The sequence below is a fragment of the Pseudomonas sp. Z5-35 genome, from assembly GCF_051131945.1.
GTDB classification, from domain to species: Bacteria; Pseudomonadota; Gammaproteobacteria; order Pseudomonadales; family Pseudomonadaceae; genus Aquipseudomonas; species Aquipseudomonas marvdashtae.
On the sequence record NZ_CP071640.1, the window covers coordinates 407,791 to 432,833 of the forward strand.

The window sequence follows — 25,043 nt, forward strand, 5'->3', positions numbered from 1 at the left end:
TAATTGGGCCCACAGATATCATTGGTCTGTTTAGGGCGGCTGCGCCACCCAGCGGGAGCAAGCTCCCTCGCCACGGTGATCAGCGCTGGACGACGCGCAGCGTATTCGGCTCTTTCGGCAACACCCGCTTGGCAACCACGTAATGAGTGTTCCAGTACGGTTTGTTCAGGGTGTCGATGGTCACCGACTTGCCACGGCGCGGGGCGTGGATGAAGCGGTCGTTGCCCAAGTAGATGGCCACGTGGTTGACCCGGCGGCTCTTGAGCTTGAAGAAAATCAGATCGCCAGGCTTGAGGTCCTTGCGCTCGACTTTCTCGCCGTGGCCGGCTGCCATGGCGTTGGAGGTGCGCGGCAGGTCGAACGTGGCGTCGTTGAAAGCGTACTTCACCAGACCACTGCAATCGAAACCTTTGCTTGGGCTACTTCCGCCCCAACGGTAGGGTGTGCCGAGTACATTCACGGCGCGGCTCAGGACATTGCTGGTTGTCTTGGTCGCCATGGGTGGCACCAGCCTGCTATGCGAGCTGCTCAAACGCTGGACGCTTTGCTTGTTCTTGCTCGAGGGAGCAGAAACATGGGATTTAGGGGTATAGCCGTTGACGTTGGGAAGACGTTGCTCACGATTGGTGGCGTGGGCGGCCAGTGGCAATAATAGGCAAATGGTTAGCCATGTCTTGAAAAATGGACGCATTAGGCAGGGCTCTTGAAGGTTAGCGCGCAACTTTATAACAGCTTTTTTTGCCATTCCGAGGCCGTTTGTCGATTCGAAACCCAGCGCAAACCCGGCAAAATTGCGACAATTTGCCTCGATTGTCCGACAGAACCCCCGTGTCACGGGCACTTGCGTGATTCGAGGTGGTCAGGACCGCTTGTCGGCGAGACACAAAAAAGTCACAAAAAATCTGAACAAATTTTTCTATCGAGGCAAAAGAGGCCATTCATGAACAGCTATCAGCAGGGCGCAATTCGCGATACCCACAGCAAAGTCATCGGGTATCTGCTGTGGATTTTGGGTTTTACCGGCGCTCACCGCTTCTATTACGGCAAGCCGGTCACCGGCACGATCTGGTTCTTCACCTTCGGGCTGCTGGGCATCGGTTGGCTGATCGACTTGTTCCTGATTCCGGCCATGGACCGCGAAGCGGACCTGCGTTTTACGCCGGGGCCGATCGAGTACAGCGTGGCGTGGATACTGCTGACGTTTCTCGGCGTACTGGGCGTGCATCGCATGTATCAGGGCAAATGGCTCAGCGGCATCCTCTATCTGCTGACCGGCGGGGTGTTTTTCCTGGGCGTGCTGTATGACTTCTGGACGCTGAACGATCAGGTTTCGATCCGCAATGCTCAGAAACGCGGAGCTTTCCAGTAAGACGGCAGATCGAGTCGCCTGCATTCGCGCAGCAGGCGACTCGATTTTTTCAGGCCTGGTGGGTGATCCGCCCATCCATCAGGGTGTAGCGCACCACACCCGGCAGGCTGTGGCCGAGGAACGGGCAGTTGTCGCCCTTGGAACGCCAGGCTTCACCGGCCACGGTGGAGGTGGCGGGGTCGAACAGCACCAAGTCCGCCGGCGCGCCCACGGCCAGTTTCCCAGCTGGAAGCTGCAGCGCCTGGGCCGGGCCGGCGCTCAGGCGTGCCAGCAGGGTTGGCAGGTCGAGCAAGCCGTCTTCCACCAGCGTCAGGGCCAGCGGCAGCAGCAGTTCGACGCTGCTGATGCCTGGCTCGGTGGCGCCGAACGGGGCCAGCTTGGCATCGCGCTCGTGGGGTTGGTGATGGCTGGAGATGGCCGAAATGACGCCGGACTTCACCGCCTCGCGCAAGCCATCGCGGTCGGCGCGGGTGCGCAGCGGCGGCTGGACATGGTAGACGCTGTTGAAATCGATCAGCGCTTCGTCGGTCAGGATCAACTGGTACAGCGCCACATCGGCGGTCACCGGCAAGCCGCGGGCCTGGGCCTGGGCGATCAACGCCGCGCCGCGGGCACTGGTCAGTTGGCTGAAATGGGCACGCACGCCGCTTTGCTCCACCAGCAGCAGGTCGCGGGCCAGGGCCACGGTCTCGGCGGTTTCCGGAATACCCGGCAGGCCCAGGAAGCTGGCGGTCGGGCCTTCGTGGGCCAGGCCACCTTCGGCCAGGTCATGATCCTGTGAGTTGAAAACCACGGTCAGCCCGAAGGTCGCGGCGTACTCCAGTGCACGGCAGAGGGTGCGGGCGTTGCGGAAGCTGTTCAAGCCGTTGCCGAACGCCACGCAACCGGCGTCGCGCAAGGCGATCAACTCAGCCAGTTGCTCGCCCTCCAGGCCTTTGCTCAACGCCCCGATCGGGAAGACCTTGGTGTTGCCGGCTTCCCGGGCGCGGTCGAGAATCAGTTCGGCCACCGCCGAGGTGTCCAGCACCGGCTTGGTCTGGGGCGGGCAGCACAGGCTGGTTACGCCACCAGCAGCGGCGGCCCGGGTTTCGCTGACAATGCTGCCTTTGCGGCTGTAGCCGGGCTCGCGCAAGGCGACGCTCAGGTCCACCAGGCCGGGAGCGGCCACCAGGCCTTGTGCGTCGAGGATGTCGACCGCGACAAAACCGACCGGCGCCGCGCCAAGGGCGACGATCTTGCAGGCATCTATATGAATGTCAGTCACTTGATCCAGGCCACTGGCTGGATCGATCACGCGTGCGCCGAGAATGCTGAGCTTCACTGGGCGTTCTCCTGGTCGGATTGGCGCTGGGCCGTTTGCCCGCTCATGGCCATGGACAGCACGGCCATGCGGATGGCGATGCCGTAGGTCACCTGGTTGAGGATCACCGAATGCGGTCCGTCGGCCACCGCCGACTCGATCTCCACGCCGCGGTTGATCGGCCCCGGGTGCATGACGATGGCATCCGGCTTGGCCCCGGCCAGGCGCGCCGTGGTCAGGCCGAACAGGCGGTAGAACTCGCCTTCGCTGGGCAGCAGGCCGCCGGTCATCCGCTCGCGTTGCAGGCGCAGCATGATCACCACGTCGACATCCTTGAGGCCTTCGGTCATGTCGGTGTAGACCTTCACGCCGTATTGCTCGACGCCGATGGGCAGCAGGGTTTTCGGCGCGATCACGCGGATGTCCGGGCAGCCGAGGGTCTTGAGGGCCAGCATGTTGGAGCGGGCCACCCGCGAATGCAGGATGTCGCCGACGATGGCCACCGACAGGTTTTCGAAGCTGCCCTTGTGCCGACGGATGGTCAGCATGTCGAGCATGCCCTGGGTAGGGTGTGCGTGACGGCCGTCGCCGCCGTTGATGATCGCCACCTGTGGGCAGACGTGTTCGGCAATGAAGTGCGCCGCCCCGGAATCGCCGTGACGGACGACGAACATGTCGGCGGCCATGGCTTCGAGGTTGCGCAGGGTGTCGAGCAGGGTTTCGCCCTTGCTCGCCGAGGATGTCGACACGTTCAAGGTGATCACGTCCGCCGACAGCCGCTGGGCCGCCAGTTCGAAGGTGGTGCGAGTGCGCGTGGAGTTTTCGAAGAACACGTTGCACACGGTCTTGCCGCGCAGCAACGGGACTTTTTTCACCGCCCGGGCACCGACTTCAAGGAAGGAGTCGGCGGTGTCGAGGATTTCCGTCAGCAGCTCGCGGCGCAGGCCGTCGAGGGACAGGAAATGCCGCAGCTGGCCCTGATCGTTGAGCTGCAGCGGGCGCTTGGTTTCGAGAGGCGTCATCGCGATGGACTCTTACAAGGGCAGTTAAAGGGCAAGGTCTTGCAGTTCGAGTTGCAGCGGCGACGGGCCGGACAGCTTGACTCGCTCATCGGCGGCCAGCGCCAGCGTCGCGCCGACCACGTTCGGCCGAATCGGCAGCTCGGCGGCGTCCAGGTCCAGCAGGCACACCAGCGTCACGCTGGCCGGGCGACCGTAGTCGAAAAGTTCGTTCATGGCCGCGCGGATGGTCCGCCCGCTCATCAGCACGTCGTCGATCAGCACCAGGTGCTGGCCTTCGATCTCGAACGGCAGCGCCGAAGGGCGTACTTGCGGGTGCAGGCCGTTCTGGCTGAAGTCGTCACGATAGAAGGACACGTCCAGGGTGCCCAGCGGTGAGTCGCTGCCCAGTTCATCGAGCAAGGCCTGGGCAACCCAGACGCCGCCGGTGCGAATGCCGATGTAGCGCGGCTCGCTGATGCCGCGTTGTTCCAGGTGCGCCGTGAGACGGATCGCCATCTGGCTGATCAGTTCGGCAGGATTGGGCAGGCTCATGCTGGCTCCTTCAGGTTCCCGGGCCGGTGGTGAGAGGCGCGGTCTTTCGCTAAAAGAAAGCGCCTTGGCGGCGCTTTCAGAAAATCAGGTTTCAAACAGGGCGGTGTTGGCGTCGAGCCAGCCTTGCAGCAGCAGGGCCGCGGCGATGGCGTCCACCGGGTTGTCGCGGTAACTGCCTTTCTGCCCGCCGCGTACCAGGCGCTCGCCCTTGGCCTCGAAGGTGGTCAGGCGCTCGTCATGGGTATAGAAGGGCAGGTTGTAGCGGCCATTGAGCCGGCGCGCGAACTTTTCCGCGCGCAGACACATGTCGCTGGGCGTGCCGTCCATGTTCAACGGCAGGCCGACCACCACGGCGTCGGGCTTCCATTCCTTGATCAGCGCTTCGACCTGGTTCCAGTCCGGAACGCCATTCTGCGCCTTCAACGTGCACAGCTCGCGGGCCTGGCCGGTGATGACCTGGCCGACCGCGACGCCGATCTGTTTGGTGCCGTAATCGAAGCCCAGCAGCAAGCGCAGCGCCATCAGGCGTGTCCTGCCTGGCTGGTGAGCAGGTTGAGGTTGACACCCAGCCGGCTGGCCGCCGCTTCCAGGCGCAGTTCGCTGCTGGTGTTGAACAGGATATCGGCGTCGAATGGGCAGGTCAGCCAGGCGTTGTCAGCCAGTTCGGCTTCCAGTTGCCCCGGTTCCCAACCGGCGTAGCCGAGGGCGATCAGGCTTTTCTCCGGGCCGACGCCGTCGGCGATGGCGAACAGCACATCCTGGGAGGTAGACAGCGACACGCCATTCAGGTCGACGGTGGCCTGGAATTTGGGGCCCGACGGATGGAGTACGAAACCGCGGTCGGTCTGCACCGGGCCGCCGATGAAAATCGGTACGTGCTGGCACAAGAGTGGCGGCTCGACCTCGGGCCGCAGTTGCTCAAGGATATCCGCCAGGTTCAGTTCCTGCGGACGATTGACCACCAGTCCCATGGCCCCATTGGCCGTGTGCTCGACGATGTAGGTCAAGGTGTGGGCAAAATTCGGATCAGCCATGTGCGGCATGGCAATCAGGAAGTGATGCTTGAGGTAGGTGGGGCTGACGTTTTTCATAGGCGCTAGTGTGGCGGCGCAGGCGCGAACTGACAAGCCGGGGATGCGCAGGAAGCGCCGATCACAGCCACCTTTAACCACAGCAGGTTCAGTTGCTGGAAAGCCGATCACCGCGGGCAAACTTCCAGGTGCGGATGATTTCCAGTCGGTCGATGTCCGACAGATCCCCTGTGAACGGCGCGAACGGCGCGGCCAGGCGCACGATTCGCTGGGCCGCCTGGTCCAGCAAGGGCTGACCGGAGGATTCCAGTACCAGCACCTCATACAGCGAACCGTCGCGGTTGATCGAGACCATCAATCGCAGGTTGCCGTAGATTTGCTTGCGCCGGGCTTCCTCGGGGTAGTTGAGGTTGCCGATGCGCTCGACCTTCTTGCGCCACTCGTCCTTGTACCACGCGCCCTTGTCGCGCATGGTCGACGCAGCGCTCAGGCGATGAATGCGCGGACGCTTGGCGTACAACTGCTGCTCCTGGGCCAATTCGGCTTCCAGGCTAGCAATGTCGCTGGACAGCTGCGAACTGTCGAAGGTTGGCTCGGGGGCCTTGGGTTTCGGATCAGGCTTGACCTCTTCCTTGACCGGGGCCTTTTTCGGCTTTGGCGCCACGGTGGTGACGGCAGCCTTCGGCGCCGTCTCCTGCACCTCCGGCTTGGCGGCCGGGGGCGGGGTGATCTTTTGTACCTTGTTGTCCTGGAATGGCGCGATCTCAGTGGTCTTGGGAATCGCTTTCTCTTCCAGGGTGCCGCTGCCTTGCTGGTTCTCCTGGGCCAGGAAGTCCGCCTTCTGTGGCTTGGTTTCGCTCTTGAAGGTGGCCAGGGTGATTTCCAGGGTCTGGCTGATCTGCTTGGGTTCGACCGTGGCAAAACCAACGCCCAGCAGCACGGCCAAGTGGATCAATGCCGCCAGGAACAAGGTAAAACCGAGACGATCAGCCGGGCGCACGCCACGATGGGCGAGCTCTTGGGGCAGATCGGACGGGCGTGTCATGACAAAAAAACCAACATCGCGGGTTTCACAGGCCGGGCATGATAACGCAATGTTGGTTTTTTGCTTCAAGCCTCAAGCTGCAAGCGACAAGCTGCATCAAACTTGCCGCTTGAAGCTTGCCGCTTGTAGCTGCTTCTCGATGGCATCCATCAACATCCCGCCGATGTCCGTTCCGAAGGCATTGTCGATTTCGCGGATACAGGTCGGGCTGGTGACGTTGATCTCCGTCAGGTGCTCGCCGATCACATCCAGGCCGACGAACAGCAGGCCTTTTTCGCGCAGGGTCGGGCCGACCTGGGCGGCGATCCACCGATCCTTCTCGGTCAGCGGGCGGGCTTCGCCGCGACCGCCGGCCGCCAGGTTGCCCCGGGTTTCACCCGCGGCCGGGATACGCGCCAGGCAATAATCGACGGGTTCGCCGTCGATCATCAGGATGCGTTTGTCGCCATCGACGATGGCCGGCAGGTAACCCTGGATCATGATCTGCTGCTTGCCGTGCAAGGTCAGCGTCTCAAGGATCACCGACAGGTTCGGGTGACCGGCGGTGTGACGGAAGATCGAGGAGCCGCCCATCCCGTCCAGAGGCTTGAGGATCACGTCGCCGTGATGGTCGGCGAACTCGCGCAACACGTCCGGGCGACGGCTGACGATGGTCGGCGGCGTGCACTGAGGAAACAGCGTGGCGAAGAGCTTTTCGTTGCAGTCGCGCAAGCTCTGCGGCTTGTTGACCACCAGTACGCCAGCGCTCTCGGCCTGTTCCAGCAGGTAGGTGGAGTAAACGAATTCCATGTCGAACGGCGGATCCTTGCGCATCAGGATCACGTTCAGGTCGCTCAGCAGCGCATCGCTTTCTTCGCCCAGTTCGAACCACTTCTCGGGATCGGCGAAGACCTTCAGCGGCTTCATCCGCGCCCGGGCCTGGCCTTCGGCCTGGTAGAGGTCGCGCTGTTCCATATAGAACAGCTCCCAGCCGCGCTTCTGAGCGGCCAGCAACATGGCCAGCGAGCTATCCTTCTTATAGGAAATGCTGGCGATAGGGTCCATGACAATGCCGACGCGTACGCTCATGGCTTGGTTCCTCGAAAATTGGGTGGGCACGAAGGGCGTGAAAAAGTGGCGTCAGAGTGGCGCCCCCAAGATTGGCGGTCAAGGAAAAACCGCCGTACCGAGCGGCTGATAGATCGGCGCTGGAGACTGTGCTAAAAAGGCTGCCATGTGACGTGCGGGCCTTGAACATCAAGGGTTTGCGCTGTCGATCACACTCACGCGTTAAAAACCGGTTTGCAGTGGCAATGGCAGAGCATCTTACGCAGCAGCAACCCAGCGCCTTGAAGGTCATGGTCATCGACGACTCGAAGACCATCCGCCGCACCGCCGAAACCTTGCTGCGCAACGTCGGTTGCGAGGTGATCACGGCGATCGACGGCTTCGATGCCCTGGCCAAGATCGTCGACCATCACCCAGGCATTATCTTTGTCGACATCATGATGCCGCGCCTGGACGGTTACCAGACGTGTGCCCTGATCAAGAACAACAGCGCTTTCAAGGCCACGCCAGTGATCATGCTGTCGTCCCGCGATGGCTTGTTCGACAAGGCCAAGGGACGCATCGTCGGTTCCGATCAGTTTCTGACCAAGCCTTTCAGCAAGGAAGAGTTGCTGGGCGCGATACAGGCCCATGTCCCGGGTTTTGCCGCTGCCCAGTTGCACCAGGCACATTAATGACGCTCGGCCTCGGGCCTGAGGTCTAGAAGAATGGGGAATACCATGGCACGAGTTCTGATCGTCGATGATTCGCCGACTGAAATGTACAAGTTGACCGGCATGCTGGAAAAGCACGGCCATCAAGTCCTGAAGGCCGAGAACGGCGCCGATGGCGTGGCACTGGCACGCCAGGAAAAGCCCGACGCGGTGTTGATGGACATCGTCATGCCCGGCCTCAACGGGTTCCAGGCCACGCGCCAACTGACCAAGGACCCGGACACCGGCCATATCCCGGTCATCATCATCACCACCAAGGACCAGGAAACCGACAAGGTCTGGGGGACGCGCCAGGGGGCGAAGGACTACCTGACCAAGCCGGTGGACGAAGAAACCCTGATCGCGACCCTGAACAAAGTACTGGCGGGTTGAAAGTGCGGCCATGAGCCAATCCCTGACCGCATTCGAGCTGTTGCTGCAGATCGATCGGCGCTGTCGGCTATTGGGCGCGGACTTGCCGTCCCAACCGGTCCACCGCGATAGCTGGAGCGGCATCGGCTTTCGCCTGGGCGATCATTGGTACGTGGCGCCCATGGGCGAAGTCAGCGAGGTTCTGCACGAGCCGCGCCACACGCCTTTGCCCGGGGTCAAGCCATGGGTTCGCGGCGTGGCTAACCTGCGCGGGCGTTTGTTGCCATTGATGGATCTGTGCGGTTTCTTCGGCCATGAACTGTCCAGCGTGCGCAAGCAGCGGCGGGTGCTGGTGGTGGATCATGACGAGGTGTTCGCCGGCTTGCTGGTGGACGAAGTCCAGGGGTTGCAGCATTTCCCCCAGGGCAGCCTCGAATCGACTTCGACGAACGACCTCGATGGCCTGGAATCGGCCTTCGTCCAGGGCCGTTTTGGCGCAGAGCGGCAATGGCGGGTGTTCAGCCCGTTTGCGCTGGCGCGCTCGCCAGGATTCATGGATGTGGCGGTTTAACGAGACTTAGCGCGGCCCCTGTGGAAGCGAGCAGGACAGGCGAGGAGCGATGATCAAAACTCAAACAGGCAAGACTCTGGAGGCGTCGCGCAGTCGTTCGCAGATCATCGTGCTGTTCGTCGCGCTGATTGTCTTCATCATGCTGTTATTTGCCAACTTCGCGTACCTCAACACCCAGTCTACGTACGACAAGCAGTACATCGGCCATGCCGGTGAGTTGCGAGTGTTGTCCCAGCGCATCGCCAAGAATGCCACCGAGGCCGCGACAGGCAAGGCCGCGGCCTTCAAATTACTGAGCGATGCGCGCAACGATTTTGCCCAGCGCTGGGGGTATCTGAAACAAGGCGACCCGGTGACTGGCCTGCCGCCGGCGCCCGCCACCCTGCGCCCGCAGATGCGCGCTGTGCAACTGGACTGGGAACGCCTGCTGAAGAACACCGATGCCATCTTGTCCAGCGAGCAGACCGTCCTGTCGTTGCATCAGGTCGCGGCGACCCTGGCCGAAACCGTGCCGCAACTGCAGGTCGAATACGAGAAAGTCGTTGAAATCCTCCTGCAACGCGGCGCGCCGGCCGCCCAAGTGGCCATGGCCCAGCGCCAGTCATTGCTGGCCGAGCGGATTCTTGGCGCGGTGAACACGGTGTTGGCCGGCGACGAGAACGCTAGCCAGGCGGCCGATACGTTTGGCCGCGACGCCGCGCGCTTTGGCCAGGTGCTCAACGGCATGTTGCAGGGCGACGCGACCTTGAAAATTTCCCAGGTACAGGATCGCGATGCCCGGGCGCGCCTGACTGAAATCAGTGAGCTGTTCGAATTTGTCTCAGGCTCGGTGGATGAAATTCTCGAAACTTCTCCGGAGCTGTTCAAGGTCCGCGAGTCGGCGGGCAACATCTTCAACCTGTCGCAGACCCTGCTCGACGAAGCCTCGCACCTGGCCACGGCCTTCGAAAACCTGGCCGGCGGGCGTTCCGTGAACACCATTGGCGGCTATGTACTGGGCTTGCTGGCGCTGATGTCGATCATCCTGATCGGGTTGGTAATGGTCCGCGAGACCAATCGCCAATTGCGTGAAACCGCCGAAAAGAACGAGCGCAACCAGAACGCGATCATGCGTTTGCTGGACGAAATCGAAGACCTGGCCGACGGCGACCTGACCGTGACGGCTTCGGTCACCGAGGACTTCACCGGGACCATCGCCGATTCGATCAACTATTCGGTGGATCAACTGCGCGATCTGGTGGCCACGATCAACCTGACCGCCGGCCAGGTGGCTGCCGCCGTGCAGGAAACCCAGGCCACCGCCATGCATCTGGCCCAGGCGTCCGAGCACCAGGCCCAGCAGATCAGCGAAGCTTCGACTTCAATCAATGAAATGGCCCAGTCCATCGATCAGGTGTCGGCCAATGCCGCCGAGTCGTCGGCCGTGGCCGAGCGTTCCGTGGAAATCGCCAACAAGGGCAACGAGGTGGTGCACAACACCATTCATGGCATGGACAACATTCGCGAACAGATCCAGGACACCGCCAAGCGCATCAAGCGCCTGGGCGAGTCGTCCCAGGAAATCGGCGATATCGTCAGCCTGATCGACGATATTGCAGACCAGACCAACATCCTCGCGCTCAACGCGGCGATCCAGGCGTCCATGGCGGGCGATGCCGGGCGCGGCTTTGCGGTGGTGGCCGACGAAGTGCAGCGGTTGGCGGAGCGCTCCTCGGCGGCGACCCGGCAGATCGAGACGCTGGTGCGAGCGATCCAGGCCGACACCAACGAAGCGGTGATCTCCATGGAGCAGACCACTACCGAAGTGGTCCGCGGCGCCCGGCTGGCACAGGATGCCGGGGTCGCGCTGGAAGAAATCGAAGGGGTTTCCAAGACCTTGGCGGCACTGATCCAGAGCATTTCCAACGCGGCGCAGCAGCAGACCACCTCGGCGGGGCAGATCTCCTTGACCATGAACGTGATCCAGCAGATCACCAGCCAGACCTCGTCCGGTTCCACTGCCACCGCCGAGAGCATTGGCAACCTGGCGAAAATGGCCAGCCAGCTGCGCCGTTCGGTGTCGGGGTTCACCTTGCCCGAGAAGCCTATGGCTGATGAGGGCAAGGGTGATTCGTCGTACCTGCCTCACAAGGGCTGATGTGCTGCATATGATTTGGAGTGGTTATGGGTGATCGGCACGACTACGTGGCCCTGGAATGGGTCAAGGGCGAGATTGCCGAAACGCTGAAGCAGGCCCACCTGGCCCTCAATCGCCTGGTGGACGACCCGCAGGCGTCGGATGCCCTTGCCCAATGCCTGGCCTGCATCCATCAGGTCCATGGCGGCCTGCAGATGGTCGAGTTCTACGGCGCGGCGTTGCTGGCCGAGGAAATGGAGCAACTGTGCGGTGCCTTGCAGAGCGATCGAATCGTCCATCGCGACGAGGCCATCAGCCTGTTGCGCCAAGCCTTGGGCCAGTTGCCGATCTATCTTGATCGGGTCCAGGGCGCTCGTCGCGACCTGCCTTTAGTGGTGCTGCCATTGATCAACGACTTGCGCAGTGCCCGGGGCGAGAGCCTGTTGTCGGAAACCAGCCTTTTCAGTCCGCAATTAGCCGATATTGCCCCGCTCGGCGAGGACGCCTTGAAACGGCTCGAGCCGGCCGACCTGCCAGGCACTTTGCGCAAGTTGCGCCAGACCCTGCAAGTGGCCCTGGTGGGGCTGTTGCGCGAACAGGACGACGCCACCCATCTCGGTTACCTGGCCAAAGTCTTTCACCGTATGGAAACCTTGTGTGCCGGCGCGCCACTCAACGCGCTGTGGCAAGTCGCTTCGGCGCTGGTCGAGGGCATGCGCGACGCACGCATCGGCAACAGCCCGGCGCTGCGCAGCCTGTTCAAGGACGCCGACAAAGAACTCAAGCGCCTGCTGGAGCAGGGCATTGCCGGCATCAATCAACCGGCCCCACCCCACTTGGTCAAAAGCTTGTTGTTCTATATTGCCAAGGCCGAACACCCCAGCGGGCAGATGCAGATCATGAAAGAACGCTACTCACTGGACGACGCGCTGTCCGACGGCGCCATGGTCGATGAAGAACGCGCGCGGCTGGCCGGGCCCGACCGCGATGCCATGCGCTCGGTGCTGGCGGCGCTTTGCGAGGAATTGGTGCGGGTCAAGGAGCGCCTGGACCTGTTCGTGCGCAGCGACCGCCAGCACGCCTCGGAACTGGACAGCCTGTTGGCGCCCCTGCGGCAGATCGCCGACACCTTGGCGGTGCTCGGTTTCGGCCAGCCGCGCAAAGTGATCATCGACCAATTGGCGGTAGTGCTGAGCCTCGCCCAGGGTCAACGCGACCCGGATGACGCGACGCTCATGGATGTCGCGGGGGCCTTGCTCTATGTCGAGGCAACGCTGGCCGGCATGGTCGGCACCGTCGAGCCTGAAAGCCGCGACGACAACCCTCTGCCAACGATTGACCTGACCCAGATCCACCAGATCGTCATCAAGCAAGCCCACACCTGCCTGCAACAGGCCAAGGACATGATCGTCGATTACATCGACGCCGACTGGAACAGCGAGCAGCTCGAGGCGTTGCCGGGATTGCTGACCCAGGTGCGTGGCGCGCTGGCGATGATTCCGTTGAGCCGTGCCGCCAGTCTCGTGGAGGCTTGCAACGGTTTCATCCACGAGCATCTGCTGCTTGATCATGCACAGCCGGGTTGGGAAGAACTCGACCATCTGGCCGATGTGATCACCGGCCTGGAATATTACCTGGAGCGTTTGAGCGAAGATCCGCAGAAGCCTGCCGAGGGTCTGCTGGATGAGGTCGAACGCAGTCTCGGCGCCCTCGGCTATTTCCCAGACGAAGCCCGCGTGCCGTTGCTCGATGATGTGCTGAGCCCCAACGAGGCCCAGGTCATGCAGGACTTGCAGGAACTGGACGATCCGCAAACCGTGCAATCGCTCGCCGAAGTCCTGGCCAGCCCGGTCTCGGCGGTCAACCCGCCGGCGAGGAACATGCCGGCCAGCCTGCTGCCGCCGCCGCGGGATGAAAGCCCGGTGGACGATGAACTGCGCGAAGTGTTCCTTGAGGAAACCGCCGAGGTGCTGGACGTCCTGCATGAGTACCTGCCGCGCTGGGCCGCTCACACGGATGACCACGTTGCCCTGGCTGAACTGCGCCGAGCCTTCCACACCCTCAAGGGCAGCGGTCGGATGGTCCGGGCGCTGATCCTGGGTGAGCTGGCCTGGGCTGTGGAGAACCTGCTCAATCGCGTGTTGGAACGCAGCGTCGGGCCGGGCACTTCGGTCCGGCAGTTGGTTGAAGAAACGGTGCAATTGCTGCCTGAGCTGGTCGCCGATTTCGCGGCCTCTCACCAGCGCCAGCGTGACGATGTCGACCGCTTGGCCGCCCGTGCCCATGCGCTTGCCAAAGGCAGTGATGAAGAGGATGACGACGAACAGGACGTGGCTGCGCTCGATCCTTTGCTCCTGAAAATTTTCGACAACGAAGCCCAGGCCCACCTCGCCACGCTCAATCGCTTTCTCGACCAAGCCGCCGAACAGTTGCCATTGCAAGCCGGCGACGAACTGCAACGGGCCTTGCATACGCTCAAGGGCAGCGCATCGATGGCCGGTGTAGCGCCGATCGCCGAGCTCGCCGGGGTGATGGACGAAATGGCCCGGGAATACAGGGCGCATCTGCTGGCTCTCGACCTGGAGGAGGTTGAGCTGTTGCTGGAAGGCGAAGGGTTGCTGCGACGGGGCCTGCGCCAGTTGCACAGCGAACCGCTGTCGCCGATCCCCGGTGCCGCCGACCTGATCCAGCGCGCCCGGGCGCTGTTGGCCGAGCGCCTGCAAGCGGTCCACGGCTCGCCGGACCAAGGCGTGCGAACCAGGCGCGATCCGCAGTTGATCAATAACTTCCTCGCCCAAGGCATGGACATCCTGCTGGACGCGGAAAACCTGCTGCAGCGGTGGCAACAACATCCCGCCGAAGGCCAGGAATTGAGCGCGCTGCTCGATGAGCTGACCACCCTCGGCGAAGGCGCGCACCTGGCCGACCTGCACCCGGTGGACGAGCTCTGCGAAGCCTTGCTCGATCTCTATGGTGCGGTGGAGGAAAGCAGCCTGGCGGTCAACGAGGCTTTTTTTCAAGAGGCGCAACGGGCCCATGAAGCGCTGATCGACATGCTTGATGAATTGGCGGCCGGGCAGCATGTGAATCCGCAGCCTGCACGCGTGCAGGCCCTGCGCAGCCTGCTTGAAGAGAGTCTCGATCCGGCCGCCACGGGACTGATCCGCAGCGATGGCAGCCGCACCCTGAGCATCCGCGAACTGAGCCACGCGACGGCCGAAATGGAGCGCAGCGCCCCCGCCGACACTTCGGTGGACGATGACATCGCAGCGATTTTCCTCGAAGAGGCCCAGGACATTCTCGAAAGTGCCGCGCAAGCCTTGCAGCGCTGGCTCGCCGACCCGGACAACGGCGCACCGTTGTCATCGCTGCAACGCGATTTGCATACCCTCAAGGGTGGCGCGCGCATGGCGGATATCCGGCCGGTCAGCGACCTCGCCCAAGAGTTGGAGAGTCTCTACGAAGGGCTGGTGGACCGCCGCTACAGCTACAGCGCGGAGCTGGCGCAGTTGCTCCACAGCAGCCACGAACGCCTCGATCTGTTGCTTGGGCAGTTGCAGCAAGGTCAACCGTTGGGGGATCCGGTTGCGTTGATCGACGCGATCCACCGGTTCCGTCAGGACAGGCCTAACGCCATCGAGATGCCAGGGTCAGGTTCGAGCGATGTGGCCGGGCACGATCCTGAGCTGCTGGAAATCTTCCTTGAGGAAGGGTTCGACATTCTCGAGAGTTCCGGCGCGGCGTTGCTGCGTTGGCAGGAAGATCCGGCGAACCGCCAGGCCGTGGAAACGCTGCTGCGAGACTTGCACACGCTCAAGGGTGGAGCGCGGATGGTGGAAATCGCGCCCATCGGCGATCTCGCCCACGAGCTTGAGAACCTTTATGAAGGTCTGTCGGCGGGCCTGTTGCAGCCAAGCCCGGAGCTCTTCAGCTTGTTGCAGGGCAGCCATGACCGGCTGGCGCAGATGCTCGACGCGGTTCGTGCCGGCCAGCCATGTCCGCCAGGCGATCGATTGATTGCGCGGATCCAGGCCGTGAATCATCCGCAGGGCGGCGAGGCCCCCGCGACCGTTGCGGCAGCGGAACCGGCGTTGCCCCAGGCCCCGGCGCCTTTGCTGGCGCGAGCCGAGCCCGTCGCGTCAAGCGACGGTGCGGACATGGTCAAGGTCTCCGCCGAATTGCTCGACGATCTGGTGAACCTGGCCGGTGAAACCTCGATCTTCCGTGGCCGCATCGAGCAGCAGGTCAACGATGCCCGCACCGCCCTGAGCGAGATGGAAACCACCATCGAGCGCATGCGCGACCAGTTGCGCCGCCTGGATACCGAGACCCAGGGGCAAATTCTCAGTCGCCAACAGGTGGAAGCCGAACGGTTGGGCTACGAAGAGTTCGACCCGCTGGAAATGGACCGCCACTCCCAGTTGCAGCAATTGTCCCGGGCGCTGTTCGAGTCCGCCTCGGACCTGCTCGACCTCAAGGAAACCCTTGATCGCAGCAACCACGACGCGGAAAACCTGTTGCAACAGCAAGGGCGCATTAACACCGAACTCCAAGAGGGCCTTATGCGTACGCGCATGGTGCCGTTCGAGCGCATGCTGCCGCGCCTCAAACGCATCGTGCGGCAAGTGGCGCAGGAGCTGGGCAAGGACGTTGAGTTCGTGGTCGGCAACGCCGAGGGCGAGATGGATCGAAATGTGCTCGAGCGCATGGCCGCCCCCCTGGAACACATGCTGCGTAACGCCGTCGACCATGGCCTCGAGCCGGCCGACGTGCGGATCGCCGCGGGCAAACCCGCCCGGGGACGTATCAGCCTCGACCTGTCCCGGGAGGGCGGCGACATCATTTTCGACATCCGTGACGACGGGGCCGGTGTGCCGCTGGACGCGGTGCGGCGCAAGGCGATCAAGCGTGGCTTGTTGTCGCCAGACAGCGACATGAGCGATCGCGACGTGTTGCAGTTCATCTTGCAGCCCGGGTTCTCCACCGCCGAAAAAATCACCCAGATATCCGGGCGTGGCGTCGGCATGGACGTGGTCCATGAAGAGGTGCGGCAGTTGGGCGGCAGCATGGGCATCGACTCCACGCCGGGGCAGGGCGTGCATTTTCGCATTCGCCTGCCGTTCACCGTGGCGGTTAACCGGGCGTTGATGGTGCAGTGTCACGAGGACCAGTACGCCATTCCGCTGAACACCATTGAAAGCATTGTCCGGGTGCTGCCCGCCGAGCTGGACGGCTATTACCAGCTCGACCCGCCGGTCTACACCTATGCCGGGCAGCGTTATGAGTTGTGCTACCTCGGCGAGTTGCTGAAAACCGGCGCTCGCCCGAAATTGCTGGGCCAGAGCCAACCCTTGCCGGTGCTGCTGGTGCAATGCAATGAGCGGCATATTGCCGTGCAGGTGGACGCCACCACCGGGACCCGGGAAATCGTGGTCAAGAGCCTTGGTCCGCAATTTTCGGCGGTCCGGGGCCTGTCGGGAGCGACGATCCTGGGGGACGGCCGGGTGGTGCTAATCCTTGACCTGCTGGCGCCGATCCGCGCTTTGCCACACCAGGTCCCGCGTCGCGATGGACGCGCGCAAGGCGAGAGTGAACCGCAACGTCCGCTGTTGGTTTTGGTGGTGGACGACTCTGTGACCGTGCGCAAGGTCACCAGCCGCCTGCTGGAGCGCCATGGCATGCACGTGCTCACCGCCAAGGACGGTGTGGACGCCATGGCGTTGCTGGCCGAGCACTCCCCCGACCTGATGCTGCTGGACATCGAGATGCCGCGCATGGACGGCTTCGAAGTGGCCACCCAGGTGCGCAACGACCCGCGCCTGGCGCACCTGCCGATCATCATGATCACTTCCCGCACCGGCCAGAAACACCGCGACCGCGCCACGGCAATCGGCGTCAACGACTACCTGGGCAAGCCGTACCAAGAGTCGGTGTTGCTCGACAGCATTGCGTACTGGGGCAAAAACCATGCATGACTCTCGCGCCAGTCATCTCACTGGGCTATTGCTGCCCTTGGCTGATCGGCACCTGATCCTGCCCAACGTGGCGGTGGCCGAACTGATCGATTACCAGAGCAGCGCGTTCGATCTGGACACCCCGCCGTGGTTCCTGGGCTGGGTGAGCTGGCGTGAACGGCAGATCCCGCTGCTGAGCTTCGAATCGGCCTGCGGCCAGAAAACCGTCATCGGTGAGCGCGCGCGCATCGTCGTGCTCAACGCTTTGGGCGGTCGGCCGGAACTGCGCTTCGTTGCGCTGCTGGTACAAGGCATCCCGCGTTCCTACAAGCTCGACAGCCAATTGAGCTACGTCGACGTGCCGCTGTGCGGGCTGGAGCAGGCGGCGGTGCAAGTGGGGGAACACGTGGCGAAAGTGCCGGATTTGTTGGCCTTGGAAGAATTGGTGATGGCGGCGGGGTTGGTAAAAAAATAGGCCTGGCGTTGTACCTGTAGGAGTAGGTATTCATTTCATCGAGATCTCAAAACCGTTGAGATTCCGTGGCCAGAGAGCTTTTTCCCGCTGGACTGTGAAACAGTCCCATAAAGGGTCTGTTAAGTCCCTTTATGGGACTGAGTTAAGCGGCAAGCCTTGATAAGTCCCAAAAAGGGACCTATCGTTCCCTTTTTGGGACTATCGGTTGTTACCATGAATCACCTTCCTCTCAGCGATGCGCTGTTCACGGCCACTCAGCGCCGGGTCTTAGGTTTGTTGTTCGGTAAGCCGGATCAAAGCTTCTACACCAACGAAATTGCTCGCTGGGCTCAAATAGGCAAAGGCAGCCTCATGCGGGAGCTGGAACGCCTGCAACGCTCAGGCGTGCTCACCATGACTCGTCTGGGCAATCAAACCCATTATCAAGCCAACCCACGCTGCCCGATTTACGCTGAGCTGCTAGGCATCGTGCGCAAAACCATCGGTATCGCCGAACCGTTGCGCCAGGCATTGGAGCCTTTTTCAGGACAACTGCGCTGGGCGTTCGTGTATGGCTCTGTCGCCAAGGGCCAAGCGAACACATCCAGCGACATAGACCTCATGCTGATTGGCGAGGGCCTGCACTACAGTGAAGTGATGGAGCGGCTCTTACCTCTGGAAGAACAACTGGGTCGCCCCCTCAACCCTACGCTCTACACGCCTCAGGACTGGGTAGCAAAATTTGCGGCCGGCAACAGCTTTGTGGTGCGGGTAGCGCAACAGGACAAGATCAATTTGCTGGGTGAAGACCCTTTGGAAACCAAGGATGGACAAGCACCAAAACCTGGAGAATCTGTTACATAGCGGCGGCCTGAAAGCCGAACCACCGGATCGCCAGGAGTGTGAGGGCCTGATGCGTTCAGCCGTGGATCGCTTGAAGGATGCCCAAACAACAGCCCTTTCTTTCGCCAGCCGTTTCGACCTGGCATACAACGCGGCCCATGCCTTGGCGCTCACGGCGCTACGCTTGAGCGGTTATCGGTCGGACAAGCGCTATCTGGTCTTCCAGTGCCTGATTCACACGGCGGACATCGGCAAAGTACAGGTCCGGTTATTCGCGTTGTGTCATGAGCGGCGTAACCTTGCCGAGTACGAGGGTTATATGGACGAAGACCATGCACTCCTTACCCAACTGATTGAGAGCGCAGCAGAACTGCTCGAACGGGTCCGGCAATTGATGGCCAAGACTTGATATCCGTGGCGAGGGAGCTTGCTCCCGCTGGGCCGGGCTGGCGCTCCAGCCCGAAGCGGCCCCAAAAGCGACGACTGCTGCGCAGCCGCGCGGGAGCAAGCTCCCTCGCCACAAAGCATTGTCCGCCGCTTTGGCATTCAACCATTACTCCAACCGTAACGATTCACCACCCAGCTTGATTGATGCCCTCGCCCCAACACTCCTAAGGTGACCCCCACGACAGCGAACCCGTGGAGTGGTCATGACAACAACAATATCCCCCGACTCGCGCTGGACGCGGCGGCGCAGCGAAAAGCAGCGGCGCCTCGGGCTGGTGAAGGGGCTGGCCGACGGTGTGGTGTTGCCCACCGACAAGATCGTCGCGGCGCTGGAGGCGTTGATCCTGCCCGGCGACCGTGTGGTGCTGGAGGGCAATAACCAGAAGCAGGCGGATTTCCTGTCGCGGTCGCTGGCGAAAGTCGACCCTTCAAAACTGCACGATCTGCACATGATCATGCCCAGCGTTGGCCGGTCCGAGCATCTGGACCTGTTCGAGCGCGGCATCGCCCGCAAGCTCGATTTCTCTTTCGCCGGCACCCAAAGCCTGCGCATCAGCCAGTTGCTCGAAGACGGCTTGCTGGAAATCGGCGCGATCCATACCTACATCGAACTCTATGCCCGGCTGGTGGTGGACCTGATTCCCAACGTCGTGCTGTCAGCCGGCTTCATGGCCGACCGTGCCGGCAATATCTACACCGGCCCCAGCACCGAAGACACCCCGGCGTTGATCGAGCCGGCGGCCTTCAGCGATGGCATTGTCATTGTCCAGGTCAACCAGTTGGTGGACGACGTCAGCGACCTGCCGCGAGTGGACATTCCAGCGTCCTGGGTCGATTTCGTGGTGGTGGCCGACAAGCCGTTCTACATCGAGCCGCTGTTCACCCGCGACCCGCGCCATATCAAGCCGGTGCATGTGTTGATGGCGATGATGGCGATCCGTGGAATCTACGAAAAACACAACGTCCAATCCCTCAATCACGGCATCGGTTTCAACACCGCCGCCATCGAACTGATCCTGCCCACCTACGGCGAATCCCTGGGCCTGAAAGGCAAGATCTGCCGCAACTGGACCCTCAATCCGCACCCGACGCTTATCCCGGCCATCGAAAGCGGCTGGGTCGAAAGCGTGCATTGCTTTGGCACCGAGCTGGGCATGGAAAACTACATCGCCGCCCGTCCCGATGTGTTCTTCACCGGCCACGACGGCTCGCTGCGCTCCAATCGCATGGTCTGCCAACTGGCCGGGCAGTACGCGGTGGACCTGTTCATCGGCGCTACCTTGCAAGTGGACGGCGACGGCCATTCCTCCACCGTGACCCGTGGCCGCTTGGCCGGTTTCGGCGGAGCGCCAAACATGGGCCATGACCCGCGCGGTCGCCGTCACGGTACACCGGCGTGGCTCGACATGCGCCACGGCGATGGCGAGGCGCCGTTGCTCGAGCGCGGCAAGAAACTGGTGGTGCAGATGGTCGAGACGTTCCAGGAGGGCGGCAAACCCACTTTCGTCGAGACCCTTGACGCGGTGGACGTGGCAAAGAAAGCCGGCATGCCCCTGGCGCCGATCATGATCTACGGCGATGACGTCACCCATCTGCTCACCGAAGAGGGCATCGCCTACCTGTACAAGGCCCGCTCCCTGGAAGAGCGCCAGGCGATGATCGCCGCCGTGGCCGGCGTCACCGCCATCGGCTTGCGCCATGACCCGAAAGACACCGCGCGCATGCGCCGCGAAGGGTTGATTGCCTTGCCCGAAGACCTCGGCATCCGCCGTACCGACGCCACCCGCGAGCTGCTCGCGGCCAAGAGCGTTGCCGATCTGGTGGAGTGGTCCGGTGGCCTCTACAACCCGCCCGCCAAGTTCAGGAGCTGGTAAATGCACGCCCTAAACCTGCAACCCCAAACATTATCCTTCGCTGAGCGCTTGGCCGACCTGGCGGTGGACGCGCTGATCGACGAAGCCGACTTGTCGCCCAAACCGGCCCTGGTTGACCCTCGCGGCAGCGGTGCCCACACCGATTTGCACCTGGGCCTGATGCACGCTTCGGCGCTGTCGTTGTGGCCGGCGTTCAAGGAGATGGCCGAAGCCGCGTTGGTCTGCGGCGAGATCGGCCTGCCGCTGCGCGAAGCCCTCGGTCGGATAGGCCGTGAAGGTGAAGCCGCGATGCTTACCACCACGGGCGGGGTGAATACCCACCGTGGCGCGATCTGGGCCTTGGGCCTGCTGGTGGCGGCGGCGGCGCTGGAACCTGAATCCAGCGTCGCGAGCGCAGTCACTTTACGTGCCGCCCGCCTGGCCTTGCTCAACGACCGTTATGCGCCCCAACCGTTAAGCCACGGCGCCCAAGTCGCCCAGCGCTACGGTGCGCGCGGTGCCCGGGAGCAAGCGCAACTGGCGTTCCCGGCCGTCACCGGCCTGGGCCTGCCGCAACTCAAGCGCAGTCGCGCGGCGGGCGCGGGTGAGCAGAACTCTCGTCTCGATGCCTTGCTGGCGATCATGACCACCCTGGCCGACACCTGCGTGCTCTACCGCGCCGGCGAAGCGGGTTTGCAGGCCATGCAACAAGGCGCCCAAGCCGTGCTGGCTGCCGGTGGCAGCGCGACCTTGGCGGGTCGCCGCCAATTGCACGCGCTGGACCAACAACTGATTGCCTTGAATGCCTCGCCCGGCGGCGCCGCCGACCTGCTCGCCGCCTGCCTGTTTCTCGACCGCATCGAGCGCGGCGATGGCCGCTTCCCAGGAGTGTGCTGATGGAAACCTTATCCTTTCAATTCCCCGCCGGGCAGCCGCCACGGGGCCGGGCGCTGGTGGGCTGCGTCGGCTCGGGCGACCTGGAAGTGCTGATCGAACCAGGCTTGGCGGGTACGCTTTCGATTCAAGTGCAGACGTCGGTCAATGGCAGCGAACAACGCTGGCGGCATCTGTTCGCGCGCATGTTCGACGGCCAGACCCCGCCTGCGATGACCATCGATATCCACGATTTTGGCGCCACCCCCGGCGTGGTGCGCTTGCGCCTGGAACAAGGCTTCGAGGAGATCGGCCATGACTGACAGCGCCGCGTTGCTCAACAAGCATAGCTTCGTCGAACTCGGTGCCCGGCAACGGGCCAAGGCCCTGCTCGATGAGGGTACGTTCCGCGAATTGCTCGACCCGTTCCAGCGTGTCATGTCGCCCTGGCTGCTGCGCCAGGGCGTGGTGCCGCAAAGCGATGACGGCGTGGTGATCGCCAAGGGCAACCTCGATGGTTTGCCGGTCGTTGTGGCAGCTATCGAAGGCGCGTTCCAGGGCGGCAGCCTTGGCGAAGTCGGCGGGGCAAAGATTGCCGGTGCGCTGGAGTTGGCCGCCGAAGACAATCGCAACGGCACGCCCACCCGCGCCGTGCTGCTGCTGGAAACCGGTGGCGTGCGGTTACAGGAAGCCAACCTCGGGCTCGCGGCGATTGCCGAGATCCATTCGGCGATTGTCGACCTGCGCCAGTACCAACCGGTCGTCGGCGTGGTGGCCGGCAGCGTCGGCTGCTTTGGCGGCATGTCGATCGCCGCCGGGTTATGCAGTTATTTGCTGGTCACCCAAGAAGCGCGACTGGGGCTGAACGGTCCGCAGGTGATCGAACAGGAGGCCGGCCTGGACGAATACGATTCCCGCGACCGCCCCTTCATCTGGAGCCTGACGGGCGGTGAACAGCGTTTCGCCACCGGGCTGGTGGACCGTTACGTCGCCGATGACGTGGCACGGATTCGCCAGCAGGTTGGCGAGCTGCTGCACCTGGGTGTGCCCACCGCGCACCGCAGCGGTCAGGCCGAGCGGTTCCTCCAGCGCCTGGCTCGCTTGGATACCGATGTGCAAATCGAACCGGCAGCGGTTCGCCAGTTGTATCAGGGAGAACGCCCATGAGTGCGTATTCGTTGAGGGGGCTGCGTTGGTTCGAGGCCTTGAGTGGCGGCGCCAGTGCAGTGCAAGGTTTGCCCGCTTCGTTGAGAGTCGCGGATGTCAGGCTGGGCGAGCAAACCGTGCGCCTGCTGACGGTGGTGGCCGATCCCGACAACCGTTTCCCAAGGGCGCGCAACGGCGAAGTCGGCTTGCTCGAAGGCTGGGGCCTGGCCAAAGCCGTGGACGACGCCATCGAAGCCGACCGCAATACCGCAGCCAAGCGTGCGTTGATCGCCATCGTCGATGTACCGAGCCAGGCCTACGGTCGGCGCGAAGAGGCCCTGGGCATTCATCAAGCCCTGGCCGGTGCGGCGGACAGCTACGCCCGCGCACGATTGGCCGGACATCCGGTGATCGGCTTGCTGGTGGGCAAGGCCATGTCCGGCGCATTCCTGGCCCACGGCTACCAGGCCAACCGACTGATCGCCCTGCGCGACCCGGGCGTGATGGTGCACGCCATGGGCAAGGCTTCGGCGGCGCGGGTGACTCTGCGCAGTGTCGAAGAGCTGGAGGCCTTGGCCGCCAGCGTGCCGCCGATGGCCTATGACATCGACAGTTTTGCCAGCTTGGGCCTGCTCTGGGAAACCTTGTCGGTGGAACAGATCGAGCAACCGACGGCGGCGGATCTGGCCCGGGTGACCGATTGCCTGCAACAGGCGATCAATGACGTGGCCGGGGCGCCTCGGGATCTCGGCAGTCGCCTGGGCGCGACCCACCGAGCAGCGTCCAGCAACGTTCGCCAATTGTTGAGGGCGCAGTGGTGAGGACGTTCCTGGCCCATGACCTGCTCTGGGGCATGACCCCGGAACAGCTGCCGGCGGATGCGCCGGACTGGGCTGTCGAGTCACTGCGCCATGGGCAACCGGTGGTGGTGCGCCGAGCGGTCACGCCGCCCGGGCACGTTGCGGTGGGCCTGCGCGGTCGCTCCCGTGAACAGCGTTACGCCGCGTCGATGCCTGTGGCTGCGATAGAGCGCCGGGTGCGTCCGGAAGACCTTTGCCATGTTGAGTCCCCTCGCGACCTGCCGGCCTTGAAAGCCTTGTCGCAGTTGCGTCCGTTACTCGATGCCAGTCGCTGGACCTGGGGCGTCAGCGGCAGCGCCGGATTCGAGCTCGCCACGGGCGTCGAGGCACTGCATGAACGCAGCGACCTCGACTTGATCCTGAGGGCGCCGCGCTTCATGGACCGTCTCCAGGCCAAGGACCTGTTGACGCAATTGGACGCCTCGGTCTGCACCGTGGACATACAACTGCAAACGCCCTGCGGTGCGCTCGCCCTACGGGAATGGGCGGGTTCGTCGCCACGGGTGTTGCTCAAGGATGATGTCCAGGCACGCCTGGTAACCGACCCGTGGCAGCCTGCTTTGGAGCAGGTCGCGTGAGCAGCCTTTTCGTTTTCCCCGGCCAGGGTGCACAGCGCGTGGGTATGCTCCACGGTTTGTCGCGGCAGATTCTGGACGAGGCAAGTGATGTGCTGGGCGAGGATGTCCTGCAACTCGACACGGCCCAGGCGCTGCAATCGACCCGCGCCGTGCAGCTGTGCCTGTTGATCGCAGGCGTGGCGGCTTCCCGTCAACTGTTGGAACAGGCCCCCGCACCGGATTACGTGGCGGGACTGTCCATCGGTGCCTATCCGGCGGCGGTGGTGGCTGGCGCGCTGGAGTTCGAGGATGCGTTGCGACTGGTCAGCCTGCGCGGCGCGTTGATGCAGCAGGCGTATCCGCAAGGCTACGGCATGACGGCAATTATCGGCTTGGATCTCGCGGCGGTGCAAGCCTTGCTGGCGCAGGTGCACAGCGAAACCACACCGGTCTACCTGGCCAATATCAACGCCGACAACCAAGTAGTCATCGCCGGCAGCGATGAAGGCATGCGCCGCGTCGCCGAACAGGCGCGCAGCCAGGGCGCCGGCAAGGCCTGCCGATTGGCGGTGAGCGTGCCGTCCCATTGTCCGCTGCTGGAGACGCCGGCCCGGACGTTGGCCCAGGCGTTTGCCGAGGTGCCGTTGAAAGCGCCAACACTGGGCTATCTCAGCGGCAGCCGCGCTCGGCCGATCATCAAGCCCGATGCCTTGCGCGACGACCTGGCGTTCAACATGTGCCGCGTGGTCGATTGGCGTGGCACGGTGCAAAGCGCCTACGAGCGTGGGGTGCGTTTGCAGATCGAGTTGCCGCCCGGCGCGGTGCTGACCGGGCTGGCGCGCCGGGTATTCGAGCAGGGCACGGTCATGGCGTTTGACGGCGCGCGGCTCGACACCCTGCAAGCGCTGTTGCATGAGGAGGGACGCCGCCAACCCTAGACACCGACTCAAGCTGGCGAAG

Annotated in this window: 24 protein-coding genes; 16 read left to right on the forward strand and 8 right to left on the reverse strand. The window is 63.1% G+C overall.

The genetic code is table 11. The annotated features are described in order from the left end of the window. Nucleotides 1–79: 79 nt before the first annotated feature. A complete protein-coding gene (locus tag J3P95_RS01990; RefSeq protein WP_434560288.1) occupies nt 80–691 on the reverse strand; it encodes a C40 family peptidase in 612 nt (203 codons plus the stop codon). Nucleotides 692–940: 249 nt separating this feature from the next. Between J3P95_RS01990 and J3P95_RS01995 the strand changes: the two genes are divergently transcribed. Further along, nucleotides 941–1,369 carry an NINE protein gene (locus J3P95_RS01995; protein WP_186612062.1) on the forward strand — a complete coding sequence of 143 codons (429 nt, stop codon included), beginning with the start codon at nt 941–943 and terminating at the stop codon, nt 1,367–1,369. Nucleotides 1,370–1,418: 49 nt separating this feature from the next. Here J3P95_RS01995 and J3P95_RS02000 read toward each other — a convergent pair whose 3' ends face one another. The 7 genes from J3P95_RS02000 to gshB form a co-directional block, all read right to left on the reverse strand. Then, complete coding sequence (locus tag J3P95_RS02000) at nt 1,419–2,690, reverse strand: dihydroorotase (protein ID WP_434560290.1); 1,272 nt, start codon at nt 2,688–2,690, stop codon at nt 1,419–1,421. After that, on the reverse strand, nt 2,687–3,691 hold the full coding sequence (locus tag J3P95_RS02005) for an aspartate carbamoyltransferase catalytic subunit (RefSeq protein ID WP_434560292.1): 1,005 nt from the start codon (nt 3,689–3,691) through the stop codon (nt 2,687–2,689). The genes J3P95_RS02000 and J3P95_RS02005 overlap by 4 nt, the downstream gene beginning before the upstream one ends. Nucleotides 3,692–3,715: 24 nt before the next feature. Further along, nucleotides 3,716–4,222 carry a bifunctional pyr operon transcriptional regulator/uracil phosphoribosyltransferase PyrR gene (gene pyrR / locus J3P95_RS02010; RefSeq protein WP_434560294.1) on the reverse strand — a complete coding sequence of 169 codons (507 nt, stop codon included), beginning with the start codon at nt 4,220–4,222 and terminating at the stop codon, nt 3,716–3,718. 84 nt (nt 4,223–4,306) lie between these two features. Next, complete coding sequence (gene ruvX / locus J3P95_RS02015; protein WP_039590497.1) at nt 4,307–4,744, reverse strand: Holliday junction resolvase RuvX; 438 nt, start codon at nt 4,742–4,744, stop codon at nt 4,307–4,309. After that, a complete protein-coding gene (locus J3P95_RS02020) occupies nt 4,744–5,313 on the reverse strand; it encodes a YqgE/AlgH family protein (RefSeq protein WP_434560298.1) in 570 nt (189 codons plus the stop codon). The genes ruvX and J3P95_RS02020 overlap by 1 nt, the downstream gene beginning before the upstream one ends. Before the next feature lie 88 nt (nt 5,314–5,401). Then, a complete protein-coding gene (locus J3P95_RS02025) occupies nt 5,402–6,298 on the reverse strand; it encodes a TonB family protein (protein ID WP_434578932.1) in 897 nt (298 codons plus the stop codon). Between the two features lie 96 nt (nt 6,299–6,394). Then, nucleotides 6,395–7,366 (reverse strand): glutathione synthase, encoded by a 972-nt coding sequence (gshB, locus tag J3P95_RS02030; RefSeq protein ID WP_434560302.1) that lies wholly within the window; start codon nt 7,364–7,366, stop codon nt 6,395–6,397. Nucleotides 7,367–7,590: 224 nt separating this feature from the next. On the opposite strand from gshB, the gene J3P95_RS02035 reads away from it, so the two are divergent. The 15 genes from J3P95_RS02035 to mdcH all read left to right on the forward strand — a co-directional run bounded on the left by J3P95_RS02035 (nt 7,591) and on the right by mdcH (nt 25,021). After that, nucleotides 7,591–8,019, forward strand: a complete 429-nt coding sequence (locus J3P95_RS02035) for a response regulator (RefSeq protein ID WP_434560304.1) — start codon at nt 7,591–7,593, stop codon at nt 8,017–8,019. A gap of 45 nt (nt 8,020–8,064) precedes the next feature. Beyond that, nucleotides 8,065–8,430, forward strand: a complete 366-nt coding sequence (pilH, locus tag J3P95_RS02040; protein WP_186612056.1) for a twitching motility response regulator PilH — start codon at nt 8,065–8,067, stop codon at nt 8,428–8,430. Nucleotides 8,431–8,440: 10 nt separating this feature from the next. Beyond that, complete coding sequence (locus J3P95_RS02045; protein WP_434578930.1) at nt 8,441–8,980, forward strand: chemotaxis protein CheW; 540 nt, start codon at nt 8,441–8,443, stop codon at nt 8,978–8,980. 49 nt (nt 8,981–9,029) lie between these two features. Next, nucleotides 9,030–11,117, forward strand: coding sequence for a methyl-accepting chemotaxis protein (locus J3P95_RS02050; protein WP_434560308.1), 2,088 nt, complete (start codon nt 9,030–9,032; stop codon nt 11,115–11,117). A gap of 26 nt (nt 11,118–11,143) precedes the next feature. After that, nucleotides 11,144–17,071, forward strand: coding sequence for an Hpt domain-containing protein (locus J3P95_RS02055; RefSeq protein WP_434578928.1), 5,928 nt, complete (start codon nt 11,144–11,146; stop codon nt 17,069–17,071). Beyond that, nucleotides 17,064–17,525 (forward strand): chemotaxis protein CheW, encoded by a 462-nt coding sequence (locus J3P95_RS02060; RefSeq protein WP_434578926.1) that lies wholly within the window; start codon nt 17,064–17,066, stop codon nt 17,523–17,525. Before J3P95_RS02055 ends, J3P95_RS02060 begins: the two co-directional genes overlap by 8 nt. 213 nt (nt 17,526–17,738) lie before the next feature. Next, nucleotides 17,739–18,368 (forward strand): nucleotidyltransferase domain-containing protein, encoded by a 630-nt coding sequence (locus J3P95_RS02065; protein ID WP_434578924.1) that lies wholly within the window; start codon nt 17,739–17,741, stop codon nt 18,366–18,368. Further along, nucleotides 18,331–18,756, forward strand: coding sequence for a hypothetical protein (locus tag J3P95_RS02070; protein WP_434578923.1), 426 nt, complete (start codon nt 18,331–18,333; stop codon nt 18,754–18,756). The genes J3P95_RS02065 and J3P95_RS02070 overlap by 38 nt, the downstream gene beginning before the upstream one ends. Before the next feature lie 241 nt (nt 18,757–18,997). Beyond that, nucleotides 18,998–20,668: a malonate decarboxylase subunit alpha gene (gene mdcA / locus J3P95_RS02075; RefSeq protein WP_003206457.1), complete on the forward strand. Its 1,671-nt coding sequence runs from the start codon at nt 18,998–19,000 to the stop codon at nt 20,666–20,668. Then, nucleotides 20,669–21,544: a triphosphoribosyl-dephospho-CoA synthase gene (locus tag J3P95_RS02080; RefSeq protein ID WP_434578920.1), complete on the forward strand. Its 876-nt coding sequence runs from the start codon at nt 20,669–20,671 to the stop codon at nt 21,542–21,544. Beyond that, nucleotides 21,544–21,843 (forward strand): malonate decarboxylase subunit delta, encoded by a 300-nt coding sequence (locus J3P95_RS02085; RefSeq protein WP_434578918.1) that lies wholly within the window; start codon nt 21,544–21,546, stop codon nt 21,841–21,843. The genes J3P95_RS02080 and J3P95_RS02085 overlap by 1 nt, the downstream gene beginning before the upstream one ends. Then, the gene (locus J3P95_RS02090) at nt 21,836–22,687 is read left to right on the forward strand and encodes a biotin-independent malonate decarboxylase subunit beta (RefSeq protein WP_434578916.1); all 852 of its coding nucleotides are present in this window, start codon (nt 21,836–21,838) and stop codon (nt 22,685–22,687) included. The genes J3P95_RS02085 and J3P95_RS02090 overlap by 8 nt, the downstream gene beginning before the upstream one ends. After that, entirely contained in the window at nt 22,684–23,487 is an 804-nt protein-coding gene (gene mdcE / locus J3P95_RS02095) for a biotin-independent malonate decarboxylase subunit gamma (protein ID WP_434578914.1), read from the forward strand. The genes J3P95_RS02090 and mdcE overlap by 4 nt, the downstream gene beginning before the upstream one ends. After that, nucleotides 23,484–24,104 (forward strand): malonate decarboxylase holo-ACP synthase, encoded by a 621-nt coding sequence (locus J3P95_RS02100; RefSeq protein WP_434578912.1) that lies wholly within the window; start codon nt 23,484–23,486, stop codon nt 24,102–24,104. The genes mdcE and J3P95_RS02100 overlap by 4 nt, the downstream gene beginning before the upstream one ends. Next, nucleotides 24,101–25,021 carry a malonate decarboxylase subunit epsilon gene (gene mdcH, locus J3P95_RS02105; protein ID WP_434578911.1) on the forward strand — a complete coding sequence of 307 codons (921 nt, stop codon included), beginning with the start codon at nt 24,101–24,103 and terminating at the stop codon, nt 25,019–25,021. Before J3P95_RS02100 ends, mdcH begins: the two co-directional genes overlap by 4 nt. Nucleotides 25,022–25,043: the final 22 nt, after the last annotated feature.